General features: G+C 67.1%; 18 protein-coding genes, 1 tRNA gene and 1 pseudogene. 14 read left to right on the forward strand and 6 right to left on the reverse strand.

Annotation, left to right across the window (positions count from 1 at the left end; translation table 11 throughout):
- Nucleotides 1-5: 5 nt before the first annotated feature.
- Both ACIO1C_RS05110 and ACIO1C_RS05115 read right to left on the reverse strand, forming a co-directional pair.
- Nucleotides 6-521, reverse strand: coding sequence for an FHA domain-containing protein (locus ACIO1C_RS05110; protein WP_401858770.1), 516 nt, complete (start codon nt 519-521; stop codon nt 6-8).
- A 10-nt stretch (nt 522-531) separates the two neighbouring features.
- Nucleotides 532-1,386 carry an FhaA domain-containing protein gene (locus tag ACIO1C_RS05115; protein ID WP_401858773.1) on the reverse strand — a complete coding sequence of 285 codons (855 nt, stop codon included), beginning with the start codon at nt 1,384-1,386 and terminating at the stop codon, nt 532-534.
- A 314-nt stretch (nt 1,387-1,700) separates the two neighbouring features.
- Here ACIO1C_RS05115 and ACIO1C_RS05120 point away from each other — a divergent pair.
- The 4 genes and pseudogenes from ACIO1C_RS05120 to ACIO1C_RS05135 all read left to right on the forward strand — a co-directional run bounded on the left by ACIO1C_RS05120 (nt 1,701) and on the right by ACIO1C_RS05135 (nt 8,009).
- A tRNA-Leu gene (locus ACIO1C_RS05120) sits at nt 1,701-1,784 on the forward strand.
- 686 nt (nt 1,785-2,470) lie between these two features.
- Nucleotides 2,471-3,280: pseudogene (locus tag ACIO1C_RS05125) on the forward strand (IS5 family transposase).
- A 932-nt stretch (nt 3,281-4,212) separates the two neighbouring features.
- Complete coding sequence (locus tag ACIO1C_RS05130; protein ID WP_401858774.1) at nt 4,213-6,021, forward strand: AAA family ATPase; 1,809 nt, start codon at nt 4,213-4,215, stop codon at nt 6,019-6,021.
- 32 nt (nt 6,022-6,053) lie between these two features.
- Entirely contained in the window at nt 6,054-8,009 is a 1,956-nt protein-coding gene (locus tag ACIO1C_RS05135) for a hypothetical protein (RefSeq protein ID WP_401858776.1), read from the forward strand.
- Nucleotides 8,010-8,046: 37 nt separating this feature from the next.
- Here ACIO1C_RS05135 and ACIO1C_RS05140 read toward each other — a convergent pair whose 3' ends face one another.
- Complete coding sequence (locus tag ACIO1C_RS05140) at nt 8,047-9,243, reverse strand: DNA-methyltransferase (RefSeq protein WP_401858778.1); 1,197 nt, start codon at nt 9,241-9,243, stop codon at nt 8,047-8,049.
- 1,929 nt (nt 9,244-11,172) lie between these two features.
- Here ACIO1C_RS05140 and ACIO1C_RS05145 point away from each other — a divergent pair.
- A complete protein-coding gene (locus ACIO1C_RS05145; RefSeq protein WP_401858779.1) occupies nt 11,173-11,556 on the forward strand; it encodes a hypothetical protein in 384 nt (127 codons plus the stop codon).
- 701 nt (nt 11,557-12,257) lie between these two features.
- On the opposite strand, the gene ACIO1C_RS05150 is transcribed toward ACIO1C_RS05145, so the two are convergent.
- The gene (locus ACIO1C_RS05150) at nt 12,258-12,872 is read right to left on the reverse strand and encodes an FMN-dependent NADH-azoreductase (protein ID WP_401858781.1); all 615 of its coding nucleotides are present in this window, start codon (nt 12,870-12,872) and stop codon (nt 12,258-12,260) included.
- Between the two features lie 144 nt (nt 12,873-13,016).
- Here ACIO1C_RS05150 and ACIO1C_RS05155 point away from each other — a divergent pair, with 144 nt between their 5' ends.
- The 7 genes from ACIO1C_RS05155 (at nt 13,017) to ACIO1C_RS05185 (ending at nt 19,108) form a co-directional block, all read left to right on the forward strand.
- Nucleotides 13,017-13,394 carry a winged helix-turn-helix transcriptional regulator gene (locus ACIO1C_RS05155; RefSeq protein ID WP_401858783.1) on the forward strand — a complete coding sequence of 126 codons (378 nt, stop codon included), beginning with the start codon at nt 13,017-13,019 and terminating at the stop codon, nt 13,392-13,394.
- Nucleotides 13,395-13,581: 187 nt separating this feature from the next.
- Complete coding sequence (locus tag ACIO1C_RS05160) at nt 13,582-15,030, forward strand: DUF2252 domain-containing protein (protein WP_401858785.1); 1,449 nt, start codon at nt 13,582-13,584, stop codon at nt 15,028-15,030.
- An 84-nt stretch (nt 15,031-15,114) separates the two neighbouring features.
- A complete protein-coding gene (locus ACIO1C_RS05165; RefSeq protein ID WP_401859121.1) occupies nt 15,115-16,005 on the forward strand; it encodes a J domain-containing protein in 891 nt (296 codons plus the stop codon).
- A 58-nt stretch (nt 16,006-16,063) separates the two neighbouring features.
- Entirely contained in the window at nt 16,064-16,408 is a 345-nt protein-coding gene (locus tag ACIO1C_RS05170) for a rhodanese-like domain-containing protein (RefSeq protein WP_401858787.1), read from the forward strand.
- Between the two features lie 56 nt (nt 16,409-16,464).
- The gene (locus ACIO1C_RS05175) at nt 16,465-17,172 is read left to right on the forward strand and encodes a DUF5819 family protein (RefSeq protein ID WP_401858788.1); all 708 of its coding nucleotides are present in this window, start codon (nt 16,465-16,467) and stop codon (nt 17,170-17,172) included.
- Entirely contained in the window at nt 17,169-18,434 is a 1,266-nt protein-coding gene (locus ACIO1C_RS05180; RefSeq protein ID WP_401858790.1) for an HTTM domain-containing protein, read from the forward strand. Before ACIO1C_RS05175 ends, ACIO1C_RS05180 begins: the two co-directional genes overlap by 4 nt.
- Nucleotides 18,431-19,108: a TrmH family RNA methyltransferase gene (locus tag ACIO1C_RS05185; RefSeq protein WP_401858792.1), complete on the forward strand. Its 678-nt coding sequence runs from the start codon at nt 18,431-18,433 to the stop codon at nt 19,106-19,108. The genes ACIO1C_RS05180 and ACIO1C_RS05185 overlap by 4 nt, the downstream gene beginning before the upstream one ends.
- A gap of 51 nt (nt 19,109-19,159) precedes the next feature.
- Here the strand turns inward: ACIO1C_RS05185 and paaN are convergent, their stop codons facing one another.
- Nucleotides 19,160-20,872, reverse strand: coding sequence for a phenylacetic acid degradation protein PaaN (gene paaN, locus ACIO1C_RS05190; RefSeq protein WP_401858793.1), 1,713 nt, complete (start codon nt 20,870-20,872; stop codon nt 19,160-19,162).
- Between the two features lie 168 nt (nt 20,873-21,040).
- On the opposite strand from paaN, the gene ACIO1C_RS05195 reads away from it, so the two are divergent.
- Together ACIO1C_RS05195 and ACIO1C_RS05200 are read left to right on the forward strand one after the other, a co-directional pair.
- Entirely contained in the window at nt 21,041-22,564 is a 1,524-nt protein-coding gene (locus tag ACIO1C_RS05195; protein ID WP_401858795.1) for a 3-hydroxyacyl-CoA dehydrogenase, read from the forward strand.
- The gene (locus ACIO1C_RS05200) at nt 22,561-23,160 is read left to right on the forward strand and encodes a TetR/AcrR family transcriptional regulator (RefSeq protein ID WP_401858797.1); all 600 of its coding nucleotides are present in this window, start codon (nt 22,561-22,563) and stop codon (nt 23,158-23,160) included. Before ACIO1C_RS05195 ends, ACIO1C_RS05200 begins: the two co-directional genes overlap by 4 nt.
- 29 nt (nt 23,161-23,189) lie before the next feature.
- Here the strand turns inward: ACIO1C_RS05200 and ACIO1C_RS05205 are convergent, their stop codons facing one another.
- Nucleotides 23,190-23,804 carry an Lrp/AsnC family transcriptional regulator gene (locus ACIO1C_RS05205; RefSeq protein WP_401858799.1) on the reverse strand — a complete coding sequence of 205 codons (615 nt, stop codon included), beginning with the start codon at nt 23,802-23,804 and terminating at the stop codon, nt 23,190-23,192.
- Nucleotides 23,805-23,886: the final 82 nt, after the last annotated feature.

Genomic DNA, 23,886 nt, shown 5'->3' on the forward strand with positions numbered 1-23,886 from the left:
TCGTACTACTTCCGCAGCTCGATGACGGTCTTCCCGATGCGGATCGGTGAGCCCAGCGGAATCGGTGTCGGGGTCGTGAGCCGGGTCCGGTCGAGATACGTGCCGTTGGTGGACCCGAGATCCTCGACGATCCACTGGCCGTCACGGTCCGGGTAGATCCTGGCATGCCGGCTGGACGCGTAGTCGTCGTCCAGCACGATCGTTGAGTCGTGCGCGCGGCCCAGCGTGATGGTCTGCCCCTGGAGCGCGACCGTGGTGCCGGTCAGGATGCCTTCGGAGACGACCAGCTTGGTGGGTGCGCCGCGGCGCTGCCGGCCTCCCTGCTGCTGGCGTTGCGGCGGCGGGGCCGCCGCGGTCTGGCGTGCCTGTTGCGGTCTGGCGTCCGCGTTGCGGCGTGAGCCGCGCTGGGTGACGCGTGTTCCGAACAGGTCGCTGCGGATGACCTGGACGGCCACGATCACGAACAGCCACAGAACGGCCAGGAAACCTAGCCGCATGACCGTCAGGGTCAGCTCTGACATTGCCCCCGCTTCACCCTTCGGCTTGCCGGTAAACGATGGTGGAATTGCCCACGACGATCCGCGAGCCGTCGCGGAGCGTAGCGCGGGTGGTGTGCTGTCCGTCTACCACGATGCCGTTGGTGGACCCGAGATCCTGGATAGTCGAGGGCGTACCGACCCGGATCTCGCAGTGCCGCCGCGATACGCCGGGGTCGTCGATCCGTACGTCCGCCTCGGTGCTGCGGCCGAGCACGAGCGTCGCGCGGGAGATCTGGTGGCGGGTGCCGTTGATCTCGATCCAGCGTCTTACCTGGGTGCCCGGCAGTCCGCCGGGTCCGGCAGCGGGGCCCGGTCCGGCCGCGTGGCCGGGTCCTGGTCCCTGCCCCGGGCCTCCGGGCGGCGGCTGGTGGGCGCCGGGCGGGGGTGCGGCGGGCATGGGGGGCGCGGCGGCGGGCGGGTAGCCGTAGCCGCCCTGGGGGGCCGCGGGGGCGGGCCCCGAGGCCTGGGACGTACTCGACGCCAGGGTGCGGCTGCGCACCCGGTACAGGCCGGTGTCGAGGTCCTCGGCCTTCTCCAGGTGGACCTTGATGGGGCCCATGAAGGTGTAGCGCTGCTGCTTCGCGTAGTCGCGGACCAGCCCGGACAGTTCGTCCCCGAGCTGTCCGGAGTACGGGCTGAGCCGCTCGTAGTCGGGCGTGCTCAGCTCGACGATGAAGTCGTTGGGCACGACGGTCCGCTCGCGGTTCCAGATCGTCGCGTTGTTGTCGCACTCCCGTTGGAGGGCGCCGGCGATCTCTACGGGCTGGACCTCGGACTTGAAGACCTTCGCGAAGGTGCCGTTGACCAAACCTTCGAGACGCTGTTCGAAACGCTTCATGACTCCCATGGGGCACCTCCTCGGTCGTTGCTGTCCTGGTACTGCTTACTGATCGTATCCACGCGCCGGGAAATAGGCTGGTTCCCCATGTCCGCCCCGTTGATGAGTGTCACCTCTCACACGGATCGTAGAGGCGGCCTCCTGACAGTGTCCCGCACCCCGGGTGCACTGAGGAGGAGTGGGGGCCGCCCCCGTTCGTTCCCTGTTCCGGGACCGGCCCGGCCAAACAAACGGATGTGATTCGACCCCCTCCAGCGTGCTAATCTTCTCGATGTCGCCAGGAGCGCACACCAGCAGGTGAGGCACCGGACGGCACACCCAATGCGCGGGTGGCGGAATAGGCAGACGCGCTGGATTCAGGTTCCAGTGCCCGAAAGGGCGTGGGGGTTCAACTCCCCCCTCGCGCACAGCGGGACACCGACGGAAGGTGTCCGGTTGCACAGACGGAGCAGGCAGCATCATGATCATGATGCTGCCTGCTCCGTCGTTTCTGGGCATGAGGACGCGGACGATCGTCGGGCTGTCGGGGCCCGCTTGTCGTCCGCGTTTCGTTGTGGATCTTTGATCGTTCGGGACCGGGTCGTGCCCTGGAGCTCCCTTTGGTGTGAGCTAGATCTCAAGGTTTGTTGGGGCCCTCGGGTGCCGGGTGCCCCGTGGCTTGGTTGTGGGGCGGCGGCGGGGCGGTTGTTGTGGAGGGCGATGGCGTCGGCCCGGGCGGTGAGCTTGCGGCGATTGGCGGCGGCGAGTTGGAAGGCCAAGGCAAGAGGACGGTCTGGGCAGCGATGCGCGGATACGGCGAGTACCTCCTGATTCAAGGCGTTCGTGGGTCCTCAAGGAGCTTGAGGTCAAAGGTGTGTACGCGGTAGGCGCGGTCGGCATCCACTGTTCCGTAGGGCCGGCGGAACGCGCGTTCCACGTTCCCGAGGTTGATAAAGCTCTCCAGCCCCCATGCCGCGACCCGCGCGTGTTCCTCGACCTAGCGCTGCGGTGCCTACTGTGGGAAAACCCGCTGGACCTGTTGCAGGAGGTGCTGGTGGTCGGCATCCGTGTCTAAGAAGTCATCTCATTTGGATGACTCGGTAGAGTGTTGGCCATGGTGGGGATCGTTGAGCGGCTGGTGCCGGACGAGTTGTGGGAGTTGTTCCAGCGGGTGGTGCCGGCGGCACCGTCGCGCCCGCAGGGTGGTGGTCGGCGTCGGCACGGCGACCGGGAGGTGCTGGCCGCGATCGTGTTCGTGGCTACTTCAGGTTGTACCTGGCAGCAGGTGCCGTCGGCTTCGTTCGGCCCGTCCGGAGCGACTGCCCACCGGCGGTTCTCGGAGTGGTCGAAGGCCAGGGTGTGGGCCAAGCTTCACCGGCTGGTCCTCGACGAGCTCGGTGCCCGCGGCGAGTTGGACTGGTCGCGGTGCGCGATCGACTCGGTGAACATGCGGGCCCTGAAAAGGGGGACCTGACGGGTCCGAATCCTGTCGACCGGGGCAAGTTCGGCTCGAAGATCCACCTGATCACGGAACGGTCGGGTCTGCCCATATCCATCGGCATTTCCGGGGCCAATCTGCACGACAGCCAGGCCCTGATCCCACTCGTGAAGGGCATCCCGCGGATCCGCTCGCGCCGCGGCCGGCGACGGCGCATGCCCGGCAAGCTCCACGCCGACAAGGGCTACGACTACGCCCACCTGAGGCGATGGGTTACGCGAGCGCGGCATCACCCACCGCATCGCCCGCAAGGGAGTCGAGTCCCCGCAACGGCTGGGCCGCCACCGCTGGACCGTGGAACGCACCATGGCCTGTCTCGCCGGCTGCCGCCGCCTCCACCGACGCTACGAACGCAAAGCCGACCACTTCCTCGCCTTCACCAGCATCGCCTGCACCCTGATCTGCTACCGCAGGCTCACCAAATGAGATGGCTTCTAAGTCCATGGCGATCGCGCCCTGGTCGGTGGCGTGCAGAGCGACCTCCGCCATCAGATCGGTCTTGGCGACTGCCTATTTGAGTCTTCCCTTGTGCGGTCTTCCTATACTTGGACCAGGGTCGGCCCGGCCGCGCCGTCCTCGTCGCGCTCCTGTGGCACAGCGATCGGACTTGGCCTGACCTCAAACCAGATCGAGACCTTTGGGAGCGTATGAGGGGCCTCGGAGGACGCGCCTGTCGCCGCAGGTAGGGCGTCCTCTCTGGCACCGAGCCCGCCGCAAACCTGGAAGCCGTCAGCGCCCACCCTTCTCTTTCCGGCGCGGCGCCTCAAGGACAACTTGCAACCCGCCTTCGATTTCATACGTGACCCCCTGAGTGGCATGGTCCACGCCGGCGCCACTCGCGGATGGGCTCGTTGAGCGCGGTGTCACGGTGGCCACCGACATGAATACCGCTGCGCACAGCACTCCGGTCGCCGTCGTGAAGCGGGCCGCCGTGGCACGGCAATGCCTATCCGGCGGGCGCGCATCTATTCAAGCTTCTGCGGCAGCTCATCGAGTTGATCAACGAGACTCTTAAGGTGCAAATCGGCCTGAATGGCATGGAGGTAAGACTCCTGCAGGGGGTGTGGCCCGCGTCCTGTGCCGGATTCTCGCGCTCACCACTACGACAAGACCGAACAGCCAGTGAAGCAGTCACTGACCGCCTACGATCACTGACCGCAACGTCAGCCCTTGAACACCTATTCGTCTAGTCTGACGAACGTACCCGCTGATGCATCACCGTTGCCGCGATGCTACCGATGAACGGAGAGCCCAACTAAATGGCGAGAATCAGGCCGGACCAGCTCGTTGCCGCATCACACGTTATTGGCCAGAACCAGGTGAAGACTCGCCCGCGGTCGAACTTGCAGAAACTTCTGGTGCTCAAGTATCTGGGGCTCGACGCAGGCGGGGCGATCACCATCACCGCACAACAGATCATTACGGCGTGCGAGTACCTGTTCGGCGTCTCCGGGCACCCGTTGTACGGTTGGTTCGATCCGATCACCCAAGGTTGGCAGACCAACCAAGCTAACGGTGGCTGGCCTGTTGGAACTGTGTGGACCCAGATCCTTCGTCCCAGCCAAGGTATGCGCGACCTGATCAGCGTCAAAGCTGAGCGCGGCAGCGCCACTGTTAGCCTAACTAACAACTACCTCAACGCGTTGGGCAGTCAACTTTCCGGACAGGCTCTGCCTGAACGACAGATGGCGATCTGGTTGGCGCGGAATCGGGAAGATCTTGAGCCGGGACCTGTTGACGTCGCAGCCTTGATCAGGGAGATGAAGGCTCAGCTAAGGCTTGACAAAGCCGAAGCCGGACTACTGCTTCAAGACTTCCTTGTCGAATACGACGCAGTTGATGCAGTCGGGCACTGGAGCGGGGCGACTTTGGCGGCTCTTCTGCCGTCCCCTCCCCTGCAGCCAGCGGAACTCATCTCCATTCCTGCCACCGAGTCTCTGACAGCAGAGGAAGAGCCTGATTCTGAGGGATACGCCTGGACAGAGGAGTTCGCAAGAGTGGGGCTTCCTGATCATGACGTCCGGGCGCTCGTTGAACGACTCAGTAAGCTAGTTGCTGCGGCAGACTTGGTGCTGCCTGACGCAGACAATCTGCTCGAGCGCTGTGTCATTGGTCTGCTCACCGGGCATGTGATTCTTCAAGGACCACCCGGAACAGCGAAGACTAGACTTGCACGGATATTGGCTCGCGCCTTCCAGGCTACTTCAACTATGCGGACGGCGACCGCGGATTGGACGACCTACGAGGTCATCGGTGGTCTGCGTCCTATGCGTGACAGTACGTTGGCGCCGACATTGGGATACGTAACCGAAGCAGCACTGGACTGCGCCCGTGTTGTACGCGCAGCGGGCGAGAACGGACAGCAACAGGGCCTCGATGACGAAGTGAATCAGAGGGGGATTGCCAGCTGGTTGATCCTCGATGAGCTTAACCGAGCCGATATCGACCGAGCTATCGGTGGCCTGTATACCACACTCTCCTCGACAGACTCCGCCGACTTGGCCTCCACCCCGGTTGATCTGTCATTCGAAGAGGATCCGGACCGCAAACGCCTGTGGTTCCCAGGGCGATTCCGCATCATCGGAACCATGAATGACGTAGACACTTCGTATGTGAACTCGCTCTCTCAGGGACTCTCGAGACGGTTCCAGTTCATCTATGTAGGTGTCCCTGAAGAGGATCAGGTCAAGGCGGAGGTCAGTTTGTGTCGAAAGCAGGCGCAGGATTGGCTTAGCAATCAATATGAAGTCCCTTCCCTGTCTCCTCTAGAGGGTGCGGACCAAGAGGGAGAGGGAGGAGCCGTGGCGTATGTCGCCTTGGCGGAGAAGTTTGAGACGATCGAGACTCAAATTCGAGAGTTGATCACGTGGCTTCGTTACGAAAAGACCAATGAGGGTGAGCCGCTTTGTGGCTGGCCGCTGGGAAGCGCTCAGGTCCGAGACCTGTGGAAGGCGGTACTGCTTCGTGGGTCTGGTGCCGACAGTACCGTGAAGTCACTGATTCGAACCTTGGATGTTTGCTTCGCCGACCGCATTGTTCCGCAGATGGGAAATCTCCGGTCAACGCATGTTGCAGCATTCGCAAGTCACCTCAAAGAGCAATATCCCGATCTCGAAGAGACGCTTCGGGCTGTGAAACACCTCAGCAATACGCAGTCTGTTCGCTGAAGCTTTGATTTCGAGTAGCGCGAGGACGGGTCATGGAAACTGAGGGCGGCGCCGAAAAGTACGGCGGGTATCTGAGTGTCACGGGGCGAGAAGCGGCAATCTCTTCTGTTCTTTTGCTCCTCGGCTCCTACTTCGCTGGGGGAAGCAGTTTCTCTCTGGAGAACCAGTCGATTGGGCTTGATGCCACCGAAAAATATGAACAGAATGCCACGGATAATTTGGAGGGCTTGCGCTTGAGGGTGGCTTTGGCGAGCAGCGCTCGCTTGGCGGGAATTGTCAATGATATTCGGACCCGGTCAAATTTTCGCTATGCTGTACGACGCCACAATTCGATCGGGCACCTCAGCGGGCAACTAGATGTTCCTCGCTGGGCCATACGCCGACACGAGAGACGAGCGCCAGTTGTCTATCCGATCCGCAAAGTGCAGCGATCTTCCGCTACTCCTGAGAATATTCTTGCGACGTACGCCTTGCTCTGGTGTCAGGCCGAACTAGAGGACGCCCTAGCGGTTGCAGCGCCGCCAGATGGGGGGCCAGAGAGCGTGCGAGCTGCAGTGGCCTTCCGTGAACTGCTTGAACTTTCTCAGCAACCGCCGTTCTTTGACTGTCTCAGTAGTGCTCAACAGGTCGGCCAGCGGAGCTTGATCCAAAACCTTCTCGATCAAGTCGAGCGGCGCCTCGATGCCGGCCATGTATCAAATCCTGAGCCGTACCGCGAGCTCTCTTCCTGGATCGCTCTGAGCCTCCAGGTAAACCCACAGGAAACTGGCGGGGAGATAAACTGGGTCTTCTATGGTAAGAGTTTCGATTCGACTCTGTTCGAACTATGGTGCATGCACAATCTCGCGTCAACCATCAGTGATTCCCTTGGAACTCCTCGGATGGTCCCGAACATGCGCCAAGGTCGCTCGCTCCCGGTGTACGTGTGGGAAACGCTGACGGGGAAAATCGAGATCTACTACCAACGAAGCCTGCAAGCGTTTGTTGTGGGAAATGAATTGGTGTGGGCTGACACTTCTAATCAAAAGCCTCTCGGAGGCCGTCCCGACATGACAGTTCTCACCCGATTGAACGAGGGGGGCGAAAAAATGCCGGGCAGTACTGTCTATGTCGATCCCAAGCTCCGGCAACGCGGAAAGCCGACTGAAGAGATCTACAAAATGCTGGGCTACTTCAGTAATTCAGGAGATGAAGCAGCCGGCCGTGGTGCCATCATCTATTATGAACCGAATCTTTCGGTGGCGCCGATCTATCAGTATTCTAGTAAAAGCGGTGGGATGGTTCTGGCCTTGGGTCTGGATCCCTCCAAACAAGGTCATAACAAGCCGGCACTGCAAACTCTGGCGAACATGATCTTGGAGGCCCATGGAGTTCCTGATGGAGTACCCATCTCGGAATCTGACTCACAAGAGGAGGTGGAATCTGCGAGAGAGAGATTTCTGGTTGCCGAATTGGTAGCGCTGTGTGCACGGATTGGAAACGATGGTCTCCAGCAGTGGATGAATATGATCAAAATTGATCTCGCTGAATTCAACCTTCTATCCAATGATCACCAGAGATTTCTCGCCAGTGCACTTTATGCAGCCACGCTGTTGTCTTCCGACGCGGACTACTCAGGACCGGTAGTGGGATTTGGGAAGGCCGTCGAGGGGTGCCTCAGAGAGCGACTCCTTTTTCCTGTCTCTCAGATTCGTCCGGAAGTTGCCAGGAAACGAATGCTCGGTCAGGTCATCAGGATGATAAAAGAAGCAACGACGCTGAATCCATCCGATGCAGACAGTCGAGCCGTCAGAAACTATTTGCTCTCGAACAATGTTGACATCGCCGCACTGGCCCTGACGGTTCCTTATCTGGAATCGTTGAATGCCCTGAGAACGTCAGCAGCCCACCCGGATCCTGTCTCCCATCAAGACTGGGTCAACTGCCTTGCTCTGGTGCTTCGGGAGCCAGCTCATTTGCTGGAGGATCTCATCAGATTGCTGCCGTGAGTCCGATAGGCGCCAAGACTTTTTCGGGTGAAGATTCTTAAAATAGCAGGTCATCCGTATGCGAGGCCAGGTCAATGCCAAGCGCGGAACGACCCATTGCGTACGCAGTACGTAGTGTTGTCCCCGTGCCCATAAATGGATCGAGCACCACCCCACGATCCTGAGGAGCGTCGACGTGTACACAGCTCCGCTCCCAGCCCATTGAGCGGCGCTTCGCGAAGGTGAACTCTCTGAAGTAGCCGCCCAGCACTTTTTTCGCCTCGGCGGCCAAGGCACGAACCTCGGCAGAGTTTCGACCTGTGCCGTTCTGTACCTTCAGGGCCTTGCCGGCATCGGACACTCCAGTCGCTTGAATGGCCGCGATGTGGGCGGGTGTAAGTTTTGCCTCCTTGGCCAGCTGCATCGCCCTGACGGCCTGTGTGCGGGTCGGGTCGAGTTGGTCGCTGCGTTCAGTAAGTCGACGGAACGGGGCGCCGCAACTAGAGCAGACTGCAACGGGGCAGGCGAGTAGTACTGCACGGCGAACGATCTCGGTGGGAAATGGAGCAAGATGCTTCCCCATGTTCCTTTCAGGGTTAATCCACCAGATATCGCCAGGGTTCGACCCATTACCGACATCGTCAGAATATGCCAGGAGGTCGTAGTAGTACCTTGGGCGCGGGGTCAGGTGAATGATGTATTCATGACGGTTTGCAAGTCTGCTTTTCGCTGGCTCAGGCATTCCGCCAGCCTTGGCCCAGATGATGCGATTACGAATCTGCCATCCGTTGTCGATGGCTGCTGCTTCAAGTCGTCCCGGAATTCCTACGAGACTTTGATTTTTGTAGGTGTCGCCAACGTTCATGAAAACGGACCCTGTATGGCGAAGGATTCTGCGCCACTCCTTCAGGCAGTCCATCATGGCGTCGACGTACCCTTGGGGCTCCTTTTCCTGGCCGATCTGACCATCGACGTCGTAATCTCTCTTCTGCCAGTACGGAGGTGAGGTTACGATCAGATCTACACTTTTGTCATCAAAGGGTGTTTTCCGTGCGTCCCCTACTTCAACGCGCTGGTGCGGAAGATTGGCTGTAGGAAAGTGTGAGAGGTAGTCGGACGGTGGTTCTGGCTTTCGAGCTAGTGGAATATTCGGGAGGTGTTGAGAAGTTGCAATTTCCTCCATCGCGTCCATTTTATCCACGACTTCTGCGCTTTGATCCTGATCCCAGTTGGTGCGGGTGGAGTCCTCTAGCATCGCTGGTGCGGCTTCCTCTCCATCGACTGAATGTGCTTTTCGGGAGATCGATCCCGCGTATCGCATGGTCTGATCTCCGCAGTGGTCAGGCACTCCGGGTGCCCCCGGGTTTGCCCGAGTGTAGTGGGTGACGCTTTCGCCTGAGCGTTCGCATGTCCGGTTGCTGTGTCCGTTGGGTTCCAGGGAACAGCTCCAAGGTTGGGCGATTCATGCTGATGACATCGTCGCACCCGCCTCTGACAAAGAGGGGAGAACGTCCCCTGGTCTCCTGCCGCACCCCCTGATCAAACCCCTGGGATCGTAGAGCCGTTGGGTACGTGTCCCAGTCCTCGTGGCCGGCCCGGGTTCGTGTTCCTGGCTGATCCGACGAGTGGCTTGCCGCTGGCGGTGCTATCGCGCGGCCGGGGGTCGTTGAAGTCCGCGATCCACGTCATGCACTGGACCTTGCTATGCAGCCAGCGACACCCCGGGAACAGTCGCCGATGACGGTCTCGTGTCCACGACCGGCCGCTGGATGGCGCTCAACGGTCACCGGACGAAGGTCTCCGGTCTTAGGCACGGCCACGCGCACACGTATGCCATCGCCTGAAGTGGGACCCACCCCAGAATGAAGCGGACTCACGTCGGCGCCGGTTTGGCTAGCGCCCACTGCTCTACACCCTCGTGTGGCATGCCGATGCTGGCCCCAGCCCAGAGAGTTGGCTCGCGACCGCGAGTTGGCGGTGTGACCACCTGTCCCAGATGGATGTCCCTGCCCACTTCACGTGGCTCTACGTGGAGGGCTCATACGCAGTCTTGGCTGACCCTGTCGCTTCTGGGCTAATCGCATCCTGCTGAACTTCCGCAACATAACGTGTGGAGTCTCGACTACCGCAACCACGGTGAGTGAATCAGACTGAAACGCCTGAGGACTCCACCCATGTTATTTCAGTGCGAAGCCCTGGTGTCGTGTCGCTTCCCTTGGATCCGGCTTGAACCCTATGGAGGTGGCGGGGTGTGTGCGGAAGCTTCGCTGTGAGCGGGGTGCTGCCAAGGTGGGCGAGGCTTGACGCTGTGTGGCGGCGATCACTGGGTTCGCGCTCGCAGTCGTGGTGGGGCTGCCGGGCGGGCAGTAGGCCGGCCAGCGTCCTTTCTGGCCAACGCAGCTGTTGAGGTCGTTGCGTCCCAATGCGCGTCGGACAACGCTGGACCCACTTGCGGTGTGGGAAACGATCTACGAGAAACACGAATCAAGGCGTGATCGGCAGCTTTCGTCGTCGCCCCACAGGTATACGGACAGAACAGAGAAACCGAAGAGGGGGTCCTGGCCGGGGACGAAAGTCCTGGTGGGGCCCGCTTCTCGTATGTACGGGGGCGGGTTGGGCGTACGGCTGTTTCGTGCGTCCGAGCCGGGGGCTTCGGTGCTCGGGGCGTTGCTTCGTACGCGTGAGGCCGCTCACAGTGACGCATGTCACTGGGCGGCCCTCGCCCCACGAACCCGGCCCGGACGCCACGCCTTGGGTTGAGCTTAGGTTGAGCGCGTGACGAGCCTCGATCATCCGCAACTGTCCGGATTGGCGCGGAACCCAGTGGCCCCTCAGGACGTTCTGGTGCGCCTGGCCGCACACGCGGCTGGTCGGCGCGGGATGTCGCGGCGTCACGGGCGGCTGGCGGACGCCGTCGTCGAGGCGCTGTTGGCGCACGGCGACAGGCGCACCGTGGTGGGCCTTCACGGGGACCGGCTCTCTCCGGCGATGCGCCGCAGGCTCGCCGGCATCCGGATCGGGCGATCCGGGACGCGTACGCGGACTTCGTCCGCGACATGGTGGACAGCGCGGTGGCGCTCGGCGTCTACCACCTGGAGGAGGCATACGGCCGGCCTCGGACAGCGCGCGGGATCCGATGCTCCGCGTCGCGGTCGCGCGGAACTGATACGACCGGCCGGTCGCGGTGCAGGCACGACTGCTGGCCGATCCGGATCCGCTGGTCCGTGCCGCCGCGACCGAGGGCGAGCAGCCGGGTGTCCCGCCGGAATGGCGGGAGGGGTGCCTCGCCGACGTGGCAGTACGCGCGAACGTGGTCCGCTATGTCCCGCTCACCTGGGAGCAGTTCGAGCGACTCGTGAGGAGCGGGGACGCGGAGATCCTTCAGGCTGTCGCCAGGAACCGGCATCTGTCGGCCGGGATGGTTGCCCGGCTCTTGGACGTCGACGACCCGGTCGTGTGCGTCGCGGTGGCGCTCAGTCGGCACGTCGACATCGGAACCCGGGACCGGCTGTACGCACTCGTGGAGGCCGAGCGCGCGGAGGGAGCGTCGCGGCCGAGGTGGCGCTAGACTATAACTTAGCCGAACCGGGCTGGCTGCGCGAGGCGCCTCTCGAAGAGCGGCTGACCTATCTGGACTGCCAGTACCCCGTCTTCCGTCCTGTGCTGGCCTCCTGCCGCGACCTCCCGGAGGAGGCGCGGCGCTGGCTGGACGACGACCCCGACCTTCGGGTCCGGCGTGCTGCCGCCGCCCGGCCGGACACGCCGCCGGAGGTCCTGGAACGGCTGGAACGGCTGGTAGGTGCAGGCGGCGACATGTCCCACATCCGGCCGCCGCTCACCGACCATCCTCACTTCCCGCGCCAAGCGCTGCGTTCGTTCGCCGACGAGCGGAGCTCGGGCGTGCGCCTGGTCGGGTTCCGGGACTCGGAGCTGTCCGAGTACGGTTCTCCGGCAGCTCGCCCGCTCCGACGAGGCCTCGCTGCGCGGCGGGGTCGCCCGGCACCCCGGCGTCACGGACGAGCTGCTGGAGCGGCTGATGTCGGACCCGGACCACGATGTCGCCGACGAGGCCGCCGCCAACTCCGCGCTGCGGCCAGCCCGGATGCATCGCATCCTCAGCGCTGCGGCTTATGACTCCGGTGGTGACTTGGGACGGCACGCGACAGGCCTCACGTGGGGCGGGCCTCCCGGAGGTGCCGTGTTGTACGCCGCTCCGGGAGGCCCGCTCTTGTGCTGTTGCTCCGTGCTGTCGGTCTGTGCTGTCGCGCGTCAGGCCGCGTGGCGGGCGCCCAGGGCCTTGGCCTTCTGGATCGCCTCGTCGTGCGCCTTGGCGCGGGACGCCTCGGCGAGGGGGATGAGGTCGGCCATCTCCGGCTTCACGGGGGCCAGGGTCAGCTCCGGGACGATGAAGTCGATCTCGGTGACGCCGAGCATGGCGGTCAGGACCTTCTCCAGGTAGTTCTGGACGAACTCGAAGTCCGCGCGGGGGGTGCCGGCGGCGTACGAGCCGCCGCGGCTGGCGACGATCGTGAACGGGGTGTCGGTCACCGCGCTGTCGGGTCCCGTGTTGGAGCCCACGATGATCACCTGGTCGAGCCACGCCTTGAGGGTGGAGGGGATCGTGAAGTTGTACATCGGGGCGCCTATGAGGACGGCGTCGGCCTCCACGAGCTCGGCGGCCAGTTCGGCGCGCAGCGCGTGGTCCGCCCCCGCGCCGACGGACGCGGCGTCCAGGTGGGGGATCGGGGAGGCGGCGAGGTCGCGGTAGATGACCTTGCCCTCCGGGTGCTGCTCCAGCCAGGACTTCACGAAGGCGGCGGTGATGTCGCGGGAGGCGGAGCCCTGGGGGAAGAGGGCGGAGTCGAGGTGCAGAAGCGTGGCCATGACGGGTCTCCATCGGGCAGGGGTGGGGGTGGGCGCGCACAGGGCCGAGGCTCCGTAAGGAACCAAGTTTCTGTGCGTACCTATGGATAACATAGTCGCTTACTTTTTTTCACCCCGATCGGGAGGCGCCAGTACTCTGGGGGCATGGCGGAGCGGAACGCGGAGCACAGCGAGGACGCGTGTAGGAAGGTCGACGTGGGGATCACCCGCGTCTTCGAGCTGTTCGGCAAGCGGTGGACCGGCCCGATCGTTTCCGTGCTGATGCAGCGCGCGGTCCACTTCGCCGAACTGCGGCGCGCCATCCCGGGGATCAGCGAGCGCATGCTCTCGGACCGGCTCACGGAACTGGCGGCCGCGGGGCTGGTCGTACGGGAGGTCGACGACGGGCCGCCGCTGCGGGTCGCGTACCGGCTGACGGAGGCGGGGCAGGCGATGGAGCCCGCGCTCAAAGAGCTGAGAATGTGGTCGGAGTCATATCTGCGCGAGCCGCCGCCCGAGGGGCGCTGCGGGGGGAACTGCTAGGGCGGGGCGAGGTGTGGCGGGGCGGGTCTTCTCCCGCTTTTGTGGCCGGGAACGGGTGCCTGTCCGTAGTTGTCCACAGGGGGAGGCGGGCCGCTTCGCCCGGCGGTAACGTCGTGCTCGGTTGATGTTGGCCTGATTCGGCAGGAGCAGGCACGAGCACGTACGAGCACGGGGGAGGCGGCACGCCATGGGCGAAGCTCACAGGGACGGGCGTATTCCGGAGGTGTCCGGGTTCGCGCCGCGCGCGTCCGTGGCGGGGGCGCCCACGCCCAAGGCGCGGGGGCACGCGCTGCGGGCCCGGGTGCCGCGCTCCTCGCACGACTCCCTCGTCCTCGCGGCCGGGCGGCCCGACGCGCTGCGGGCGGTCGAGGAGTCGAGCCGCGGCCGGGTGCCGGGGCTGACGCCGCTGCGGGTGGGGCGGATGGCGGCCACCCCCTTCGCGTTCCTGCGGGGCTCGGCCGGGCTGATGGCCCACGACCTGGTGGGCACGCCGGTCACCGGCGTCGGCGCGCAGATCTGCGGGGACGCGCACGCCGGGAACTTCGGTCTGTACGGGGATTCGCGCGGCCACCTGGTCATCGATCTCAACGACTTCGACGAGACCGTCGTCGGACCCTGGGAGTGGGACGTCAAGCGGCTCGCCACCTCACTGGTGCTGGCAGGGCGCGAGGCGGGCGCGGACGAGGAGACGTGCCGGCGCGGCGCCTGCGACGCGGTGGGTTCGTACCGGCGCACGATGCGGCTGCTGGCGAAGCTCCCCGCGCTCGACGCGTGGAACGCGATCGCCGACGAGCGGCTGGTCTCGCACGCCGACGCGCGGGATCTGGCCGGCACGCTGGAGCGGGTCTCGGAGAAGGCACGCAACAACACGAGCGCGCGGTTCGCCGCCAGGTCGACCGAGGCCGTGCCGGAGGCCGACGGCTCGCCGGGCGCGGAGGGGCGCGGGGGCGGGTCGCGGCGCTTCGTGGACGCTCCGCCCGTCCTGCGGCGGGTGCCGGACGAGGAGGCGGCGGCCGTGGCCGCCTCGCTGGAGGAGTATCTGGGGACTCTGTCGGAGGACCGGCTGCCGCTGCTCGCGCGGTACGCGATCCACGACGTGGCGTTCCGGGTCGTCGGCACCGGCAGCGTAGGGAGCCGGTCGTACGTGGTGCTGCTCCTCGACCACCGCGGCGAGCCGCTGGTGCTCCAGGTGAAGGAGGCGCGCGGTTCCGCCCTGCTGCCGTATCTGCCGGCCGCCGGGTTCGAGGTGCCCGGGGTGACGCACGAGGGGCGGCGGGTGGTGCTCGGGCAGAAGCGGATGCAGGTGGTCAGCGACAGCCTGCTGGGGTGGACGACGGTGGCCGGCAGGCCGTACCAGGTACGGCAGTTCAGGAACCGCAAGGGGAGTGTGGATCCGGCCGCGCTGCCCGCCGACCAGATAGACGACTACGGGCGGATGACCGGGGCGCTGTTGGCGCGGGCGCACGCGCACAGCGTGGATCCCCGGCTGATCGCCGGGTACTGCGGCAAGAACGAGGAGCTGGACGTCGCGGTGGCGGCCTTCGCCGTCGCGTACGCGGACCGTACGGAGGCGGATCACGCGGAGCTGGTGGCGGCGGTCAGGAGCGGGCGGATCGCGGCGGAGCTGGGCGTCTGACGGCGGCGGTCACGGGCCGGGGCGGTGGCGGTGGTGGGGGGAACGGGCAGGGGCGGGTTCGATCGCCCGTACGCTGGACGGGTGATGCACGACGCCCCCGGGGAGCCGACGATCCGTAACGACGACGAGCAGGACGTACAGGACGCGACGAGCGTGTCGAGCGCGACGGCGGACGCGGCAGGTGCGGCCGAGGCCGCCGTGCCCCGGCCCGAGGCGCGGCTGGAGAAGGCCGTGCGCGCCGCCGAGCAGGCGCTCATCGAGTTCGAGATCGCGCTGGAGACCTTCCGGGTCGAGGTGGAGAACTTCTCCCGGCTGCACCACCAGCGGCTTGGGCCGATGTACGCCAGGCTCGACGAGCTGGACGCGATGATCGCCGAGGCGCGGGCCGCCCGTACCGGCGACCCGGTGGACGTGCGCAAGGCCGAGGAGGCCCGCGCGCTGGTGCAGCCCATGCCGGGGGTGGAGGAGCTGTTCCACGACTGGCTCGACTCGGAGGGGCTGTCGCCCGAGGCGGCGGCGATGCTGACCGACCAGCCCGTACGGCCGCCCAAGCGGGTCAGGCCGAGTGACGAGGCGCGCAAGCTCTACCGCGACCTGGCGCGCAAGGCGCACCCGGACCTGGCGCAGGACGACAACGAGCGGGCCAGGCGCGAGGAGTTCATCACCCGCGTCAACGCCGCGTACGGGCGCGGGGACGAGCCGCTGCTGCGGGAGCTGACCGAGGAGTGGGCGGCGGGACCCGCGCCCGAGGAGCACCGGCGCAGCGAGAGCGAGGAGCTCTACGCCAGGCTGGAGTGGCTCTCGCACCGCAAGGAGCTGCTGACGCTGGTCGCCAAGGAGCTGGAGGAGAGCGCCATCGGCGCGATGCTGCGGATGGCGCCCGACGACCCGGACCGGCTGCTGGAGGAGATCGCCGAGCAGTTGCTCGCGGAAGTCTCCGAGCGAGAGAGTCGGCTGGCGCAGCTGGCGCGGTAGGTTTCCGGAGTCGGGACCGGACAGGTAGATCAGACAGGTACGAGAGAAGGCGACACCCATGAACTTCGCCCCGCTGCCCTCCGTGGACGTCGCGGCGGTTCCGTCCGACGGTTTTGTGCTGGACGTCCGGGAGGCCGACGAATGGGCGGCCGGTCATGTCGAGGGCGCGCTGCACGTTCCGATGAGCGATTTTGTCGGCCGGTTCGGTGAGGTGACCGAGGCCGTGGCCGACGGGCGGAAGGCGTATGTGATGTGCCGGGTCGGTGGCCGCTCCGCGCAGGTCACCCAGTATCTGGTGCAGCAGGGCGTCGACGCGGTGAACGTGGACGGCGGCATGCTCGCGTGGGACGGCGCGGGGCGTCCGATGGTCAGTGACAACGGCGCCCCGGCGTTTGTTCTCTGACCGTGGAGTAATGGGGGACTGATCCGGGACCGCTCCCGGCCGGTGATCGAGGTGGGATGGATTCGTACGACCGTGAGGGTGTGAAGGCCGGGCCGACGCCCGGCGCGGGCATAGCCGGCCTCTCCCTTCCGTACCAGGTGGTGGCCGCGCTCGCCCTGGCGATCGTCGGGATACTGGCCTGCGTCCACCTCGCCATGGTCTTCCTGCACGTCGCCCCGTCCAACACGCTCACCAAGGAGCACGGCGCGGCCGTCGACAACTGGATCTATCCCGAGTTCGAGCAGAACTGGAAGCTCTTCGCGCCCAATCCCCTCCAGCAGAACATCGACGTGCAGGTGCGCGCCGAGGTGCGGGCGCCGGACGGCACGCGGACGACCACCGACTGGGTCGACCTCTCCGCCGAGGACGGCGCGGCGATACGGGGCAATCCCTTCCCGAGCCACATCGACCAGAACGAGCTGCGCCGGGGCTGGGACTTCTTCACCGGCTCCCACGACTCGGACAACCGTCCGCAGGGTCTGCGCGGCCGGCTGTCCGAGCAGTACCTGCGCCGGATAGTGATGCTGCGGCTGGAGGACCACCGGCTGGGCGGTCCTGTGCGGCGGATCCAGCTCAGGTCCGTCTCGACCACCGTGGACGCGCCCGTGTGGAGCAAGCAGAAGTTCGACATGCGGCCCACCTACCGGGTCGGCCCCTGGTGGGCCGTGACCTCCGCGGACCTTCCCGGGGGCGTACGGAACGGTCGTACGGAGGCGAGCGGGTGAGCGGGCAGCAGGTCGGCCAGCAGGTAGGGCGGCGGGCCGGGCAGCGGTACGCGTACGCCGTCCGGCGCGTCACGGGTACGGCTCTCGGGCCGTACCAGAGCGCGGTCGTCCGGATCGGGTTCGCCGGCACCTGGCTGCTCTTCCTGCTGCGTGAACTGCCCAACCGCCGGGAGCTGTACGGGCCCGACGGGCCGTGGAGCTGGACCATGGCCCAGCAACTGATCGCCAGGAACGGCGCGTTCAGCGGGCTGATGTGGTCGGACAGCGTGGTCTGGTTCGAGATCGTCTTCGCCGTGGCCGTCCTGTCGGCCGCGCTGCTGATGGTCGGCTGGCGCACCCGCACGATGTCGGTGCTGTTCATGTTCGGCGTGCTGTCGCTCCAGAACCGCAGCATCTTCATGGGCGACGGCGGCGACAACGTCATCCACCTGATGGCGATCTATCTCGTGGTGACCCGCTGCGGCCAGGTCTGGTCGCTGGACGCCCGGCGCGCGGCGCGGGCCGCCCGCGAGGCCGAGGCCGCTGACGGGGAGGCCGCTGACGGGAAGGAGAGGGCAGGCGCCGTACGGGACCGGGTGGGGCCCGTCCTGTGGGTCGTCATGGGCGCGTTGCTCCTCGTCGGGACGCTGACGGCGGACCGGTTCCGGATCGAGACCTGGCTGGCGGTCCTGTTCTGGGGCGCGTGGGCCGCACAGGGGCTGTGGTGGGTGACGGGCCGCTACGCGCCCGGCGGGCAGCCGCGCGCGCTGCTCGACGTCCTCGCGAACCTTCTCCACAACGCCGGACTGATGGTCATCATGGCCGAGGTCTGTTTTGTCTACGCCACCGCCGGCTGGTACAAGATCCAGGGTTCGCGCTGGCAGGACGGCACCGCGCTGTACTTCCCGCTCAAGCTGGACTACTTCACACCCTGGCCCGCGCTCTCGGGTGTCCTCGCCGCCAGCGGGGTCGTGGTGATGCTGGTGACGTACGGCACGGTGGTGGTCCAGGTGGCCTTCCCGTTCACGCTCTTCAACCGCCGCGTCAAGAACGTCCTGCTGGTCGCGATGATCCTGGAGCACGCGGGCATCGCGGTGCTGCTCGGGCTGCCGTTCTTCTCCCTGGCGATGATCGCCGCCGACGCCGTGTTCCTTCCGACGGCCTTCCTGTGGTGGCTCGGGGACCGGGTGTCGGGGCGGTGGCGCCGGCTGTTCCGCCGGACCACGGCCCTTCCCGGGCAGCGGGGCGAGCGGGAGGCGGAGCCCCGTACTCTCGTGGGGTGAGCAGCGAAGCACGGGTCGGGGACGAAGCCCCCGTTCAGTACGACGACGGGTTCGGCAAGGAGATCGGCGTCGGGCCCCATCCGGAGCCCTGGCCGCGGGGTGAGCGGTACGACCCCGAGCTGCTGGCCGGCGGCGACCGCCGCAACGTGGTCGACGGCTACCGCTACTGGACGCACGAGGCGATCGTCGCCGATCTCGACACCCGGCGGCACGACTTCCATGTGGCCGTGGAGAACTGGGGTCACGACTTCAACATCGGGTCCGTGGTCCGTACCGCCAACGCCTTCCTCGCGCGGGAGATCCACATCGTGGGGCGGCGGCGCTGGAACCGGCGCGGGGCGATGGTCACCGACCGCTACCAGCACGTGCGCCACCACCCCGGCACCGCCGAGCTGACCGCCTGGGCGGCGGCCGAGGGCCTGCCGATCATCGGGATCGACAACCTGCCGGGGGCCGTCCCGCTGGAGCGGACCGAGCTGCCGCGCCGCTGCGTCCTGCTCTTCGGCCAGGAGGGCCCCGGGCTGACCGAGGAGGCCAGGAAGCACGCCGCGATGGTGTGCTCGATCGCGCAGTTCGGCTCGACGCGCTCGATCAACGCGGGCGCGGCGGCGGCGATCGCCATGCACGCGTGGATCCAGCGCTACGCGGACGTCCCGGCGCCGCCCGCCTCCTGAGGCCGGCCGCCCGGCCCCGGAGAGCCGGCCGGGCGGACACTCCCTGAGGCCTCAGGCCTGGCGCCGGACCTCCACCACGCGGAAGCGGTTGGCCACGAAGGCCGCGTCGCACAGGGCGGCGTTCGCCGCCGGGTTGCCGCCGGAGCCGTGGAAGTCGGAGAACGCCGCCGTCTGGTTCACGTACACCCCGCCGGTGAGGTTCAGCGAGAGCTGCGCGGACTCCTCCAGGCAGACCTCCTCGACGGCGCGCTCGGTGGCCCCGGAGGTCGTGTACGCGCCGACGGTCATCGCGCCCCGCTCGCGCACGGTCCGCCGCAGCAGCTCCAGGGCGTCCTCCGTCGAGTCCACGGCGACCGCGAACGAGACCGGGCCGAAGCACTCGGACAGATACGGCACCTCCGCCTCGATGCCGTCCTCCCAGGCCTTGTCCCACGCCTTGCGCGAGCCGTCCGCCCGGACGATCGCGGGCGTACGCACCACGGCGTCCGGGAAGTCCGGGTGCGGGACCTCGCGGGAGGCGAGCGCGACCTCGCCGAGCGTGCCGGCCGTCGCCAGCCGGTCCTTCACCCCGTCGTTCACCAGGGCGCCGAGCAGGGCGTTGGCCCGCGTGTCGTCGCCCAGCAGGCCGTCCACCGCGGCGGCGAGGTCGGCGACCACCTCGTCGTACGACTTCTCGCCGACGTCGGTCGTGATGCCGTCCTTGGGGATGAGCAGGTTCTGCGGCGTGGTGCACATCTGGCCGCTGTACAGCGACAGGGAGAAGGCGAGGTTCGCGAGCATGCCGCGGTAGTTGTCGGTGGAGTCGACGAGGACGGTGTTGACCCCGGCCTTCTCCGTGTAGACCTGCGCCTGGCGGGCGTGGGTCTCCAGCCAGTCGCCGAACGCGGTGGACCCGGTGTAGTCGATGATCCTGATCTCGGGGCGGACGGCCAGCGTCTTGGCGATGCCCTCACCCGGACGCTCCACGGCCAGTGCGACCAGATTCGGGTCGAAGCCGGTCTCCGCGAGCACCTCGCGGGCGACCTTCACCGTCAGGGCGAGCGGCAGGACCGCGCGGGGGTGCGGCTTGACGAGGACGGCGTTGCCGGTGGCCAGGGAGGCGAACAGGCCCGGATACCCGTTCCACGTGGGGAACGTGTTGCAGCCGACCAGCAGCGCGATGCCGCGCGGGACGGCAGTGAAGGACTTCGTCAGCTCCAGGGGGTCGCGCTTGCCCTGCGGCTTGGACCAGTCCGCCACCGACGGGGTGCGGGTCTGCTCCGCGAACGCGTACGCCACCGCTTCGAGGCCGCGGTCCTGGGCGTGCGGCCCGCCCGCCTGGAACGCCATCATGAAGGCCTGCCCGCTGGTGTGCATCACCGCGTGCGCGAACTCGTGCGTCCGGGCGCTGATCCGCGCCAGGATCTCCACGCAGACCAGGGCGCGCGTCCCGGGCCCCGCGTCCCGCCAGGCGGCGGCGCCCGCGCGCATGGCCGGGAGCAGCACGTCCAGGTCGGCGTGCGGGTAGGTGACCTCCAGCGCCGGGCCGTAGGGCGAGACCTCGTCGCCCGTCCAGTCGTCCGTGCCGGGCTGGTCCAGCTCGAAGCGCGTGCCGCGCAGGGCCTGGAAGGCGGCGAGGCCGTCGGCGGGCGCGCTCTCGCCGTACGCCTTGGGGTGCTCGGGGTGCGGCGACCAGTAGGCGCGGGTGCGGATCGTGTCGAGGGCCTGGTCGAGCGTGGGCCGGTGCTTCTCGGAGAGCTGCTGGGGGCTGAGACGGGCGGCCATGAAGGACCAACTCCTCGTCGAGCTGGGCGGGAACAGGGGCATGAGCGAACAGTCAGAGCTAGAGTAACCGAACGATCGGTCGGGACAAGTGGGCCGGGCGAACCTGTGGAAAACCCTGCGTCCGGCGCCCGCTCATCTGTGGACAACTTATGCGGGAGGATTGCGTTCATGACAGCAATCGAGACGGGCCGTGTGGTCGCGGTCGTCGGCACCGGCACCATGGGCCAGGGAATCGCCCAGGTGGCGCTGGTGGCCGGCCACTCCGTACGGCTCCACGACGCGGTGCCGGGCCGGGCGGAGCAGGCCGCCGCCGCGCTCCTCGCCCGTCTCGACCGGCTGGTGGAGAAGGGCGGGCTCGGCCCGGCGGAGCGGGACGCGGCCCGGGCGCGGCTCCATCCGGCCACGCACCTCTCGGAGCTGGCGGACGCCGCGCTCGTGGTGGAGGCCGTCCTGGAGGACCTCACCGTCAAGCGGGCGCTGTTCGCGGCCCTGGAGGACACCGTCGCGGACGACTGCGTCCTCGCCACCAACACCTCCTCCCTCTCCGTCACCGCCGTCGCGGGCGGTCTGCGCCGCCCCGGGCGCTGCGTGGGACTGCACTTCTTCAACCCGGCGCCCCTCCTGCCCCTCGTGGAGGTCGTCGGCGGCTTCGCCACGGACCCGGAGGTCGCTCAGGACGCGTACGACACTGTCCTGGCCTGGGGCAAGACGCCGGTGCGCAGCGAGGACACCCCCGGCTTCATCGTGAACCGGATCGCGCGCCCCTTCTACGCCGAGGCACTGCGCGTGTACGAGGAGGGGGCCGCCGACGCCGCCACCATCGACGCGGTCCTGCGGGAGAGCGGCGGCTTCCGGATGGGCCCCTTCGCGCTGACCGACCTGATCGGCCAGGACGTCAACGAGTCCGTCACCCGGTCCGTCTGGGAGGCCTTCTCCTACGATCAGAAGTTCACACCGTCGCTGGCGCAGCGCCGGCTGGTGGAGTCGGGACGGCTGGGCCGCAAGTCCGGGCGGGGCTGGTTCCCGTACGGAGAGGACACCGGGGGCCGGGCCGAGCCGCACACCGCCGCGCCGGAACAGGCGCCCGCGTCCGTCTCCGTGCACGGCGACCTCTTCTCGGCGAGCGTCCTGCCCGAGCTGATCGCGGAGGCGGGCATCGGAGTCGTACGGAAGGACGACGCGGAACCGGACTACCCCGGCTGGATCGAACTCCCCGGCGGGACGCGCCTGTTCCTGTCCGACGGCTCGGCGGCCGACAACGCGGAGATGCCCGTGATCCACTTCGATCTCGCGCTGGACTACCGCACCGCGACACGGATCGCGCTCGCTCCCGCGTCCCGGGTGGACGAGGCGTCCCTCGCGCAGGCCGTCGGCCTGTTCCAGGCGCTGGGCAAGGACGTGAGCGTCATCGCCGACGTCCCCGGCATGATCGTGAGCCGTACGGTCGCGATGCTCGTCGACTTCGCGCTCGACGCGCGGGCGCGCGGCGTGGCGACCGGGGAGGCCGTCGACACCGCGATGCGCCTCGGCGTCAACTACCCGCGCGGGCCCATCGAGTGGGGCGCGGACCTGGGCGCGCGCTGGGTGCTGACCGCGCTGGAACTCCTGCACGACGAGTACCCCACGGGCCGTTACGCCCCTTCCCAGGCGCTCCGCCGCCTGGCCGCCGCGCTGGAGGACGACGCGTCATGACCACGCCCAAGCGGGACACGTACACGCCCGAGACCCTGCTGACCGTCGCCGTGCGGGTCTTCAACGAGCGGGGGTACGACGGCACGTCCATGGAGCATCTCTCCAAGGCGGCCGGGATCTCCAAGTCCTCCATATACCACCACGTGGTGGGCAAGGAGGAGCTTCTGCGGCTCGCGGTCAGCCGGGCGCTCGACGGCCTCTTCGGGATCCTCGACGAGGACGGGGCGACGCGGGGCCGGGCGGTCGAACGGGTCGAATACGTCGTCCGCCGTACGGTCGAGGTGCTGATGGCCGAGCTGCCGTACGTGACGCTGCTGCTGCGCGTGCGCGGCAACACGCAGACCGAGCGCTGGGCGATGGAGCGGCGCAGGGAGTTCGACCAGCGGGTGGCCGATCTGCTCAAGGACGCGGCGGCGGACGGGGACCTGCGGGCCGACATGGACACCCGGCTGGCCACCCGGCTGCTCTTCGGCACGATCAACTCGCTGGTGGAGTGGTACCGCCCGCAGCCGGCCGGCGGGTACGACCGTGAACAGGTCGCGGACGCGGTGGTACGGCTGGCCTTCGACGGGCTGCGCAGCGCGCGTACGAAGTAGGGGGCCGGGGACCCTGAGCCGGCCGCCTCCTAAAGAGGCGCGCGCGGGGGCGGGCCCTGGGACCCCGGGGTGCCCTGGTCCAGGTCCGTCTCCTCGAAGACCAGCAGGGTGCGGGTCGAGAGCACCTCGGGGATCGCCTGGAGCCGGGTGAGGACCAGCTCGCGCAGGGTCCTGTTGTCCGCCGTGTGGACCAGCAGCAGGACATCGAAATCACCGCTGACCAGCGCGATGTGGGTGGCGCCCGGCAGCCCCTGGAGCTGCTCGCGCACCGCGCGCCACGAGTTCTGCACGATCTTGAGGGTGATGTAGGCGGAGGCGCCCTGCCCTGCCCGCTCCTCGTTCACCCGGGCGCTGAACCCGCGGATCACGCCGTCGTCGATCAGCCGGTTGATCCGCGCGTAGGCGTTGGCGCGCGAGACGTGGACCCGCTCGGCCACGGACCGTACGGAGGCCCGGCCGTCCGCGCGCAGGATGCGCAGGATGTCGCGGTCTATCGCGTCCAGAGGACGCGGCGGCAGAGTGGCTGGTGGGGCGGTCGGCGGAAAGGCCGGTGGTGGGGTCGGCGACGGGGCCGGTACCGCGCCCTCGCCACCCTCCGCGCCGGACGCGCGGTCCGTGCCGTCGGCCATTTGTTCAGCTCCCATGTCTCCCCGCCTCTCCCCCATGGACGACCTGTGTCCATCCCAGGCCGCTCGGCACCGTTTGTCCACAGGCTGAGGGCGTGTG

This window comes from Streptomyces sp. NPDC087420 (assembly GCF_044744165.1).
In the GTDB taxonomy this organism is placed as follows: domain Bacteria; phylum Actinomycetota; class Actinomycetes; order Streptomycetales; family Streptomycetaceae; genus Streptomyces.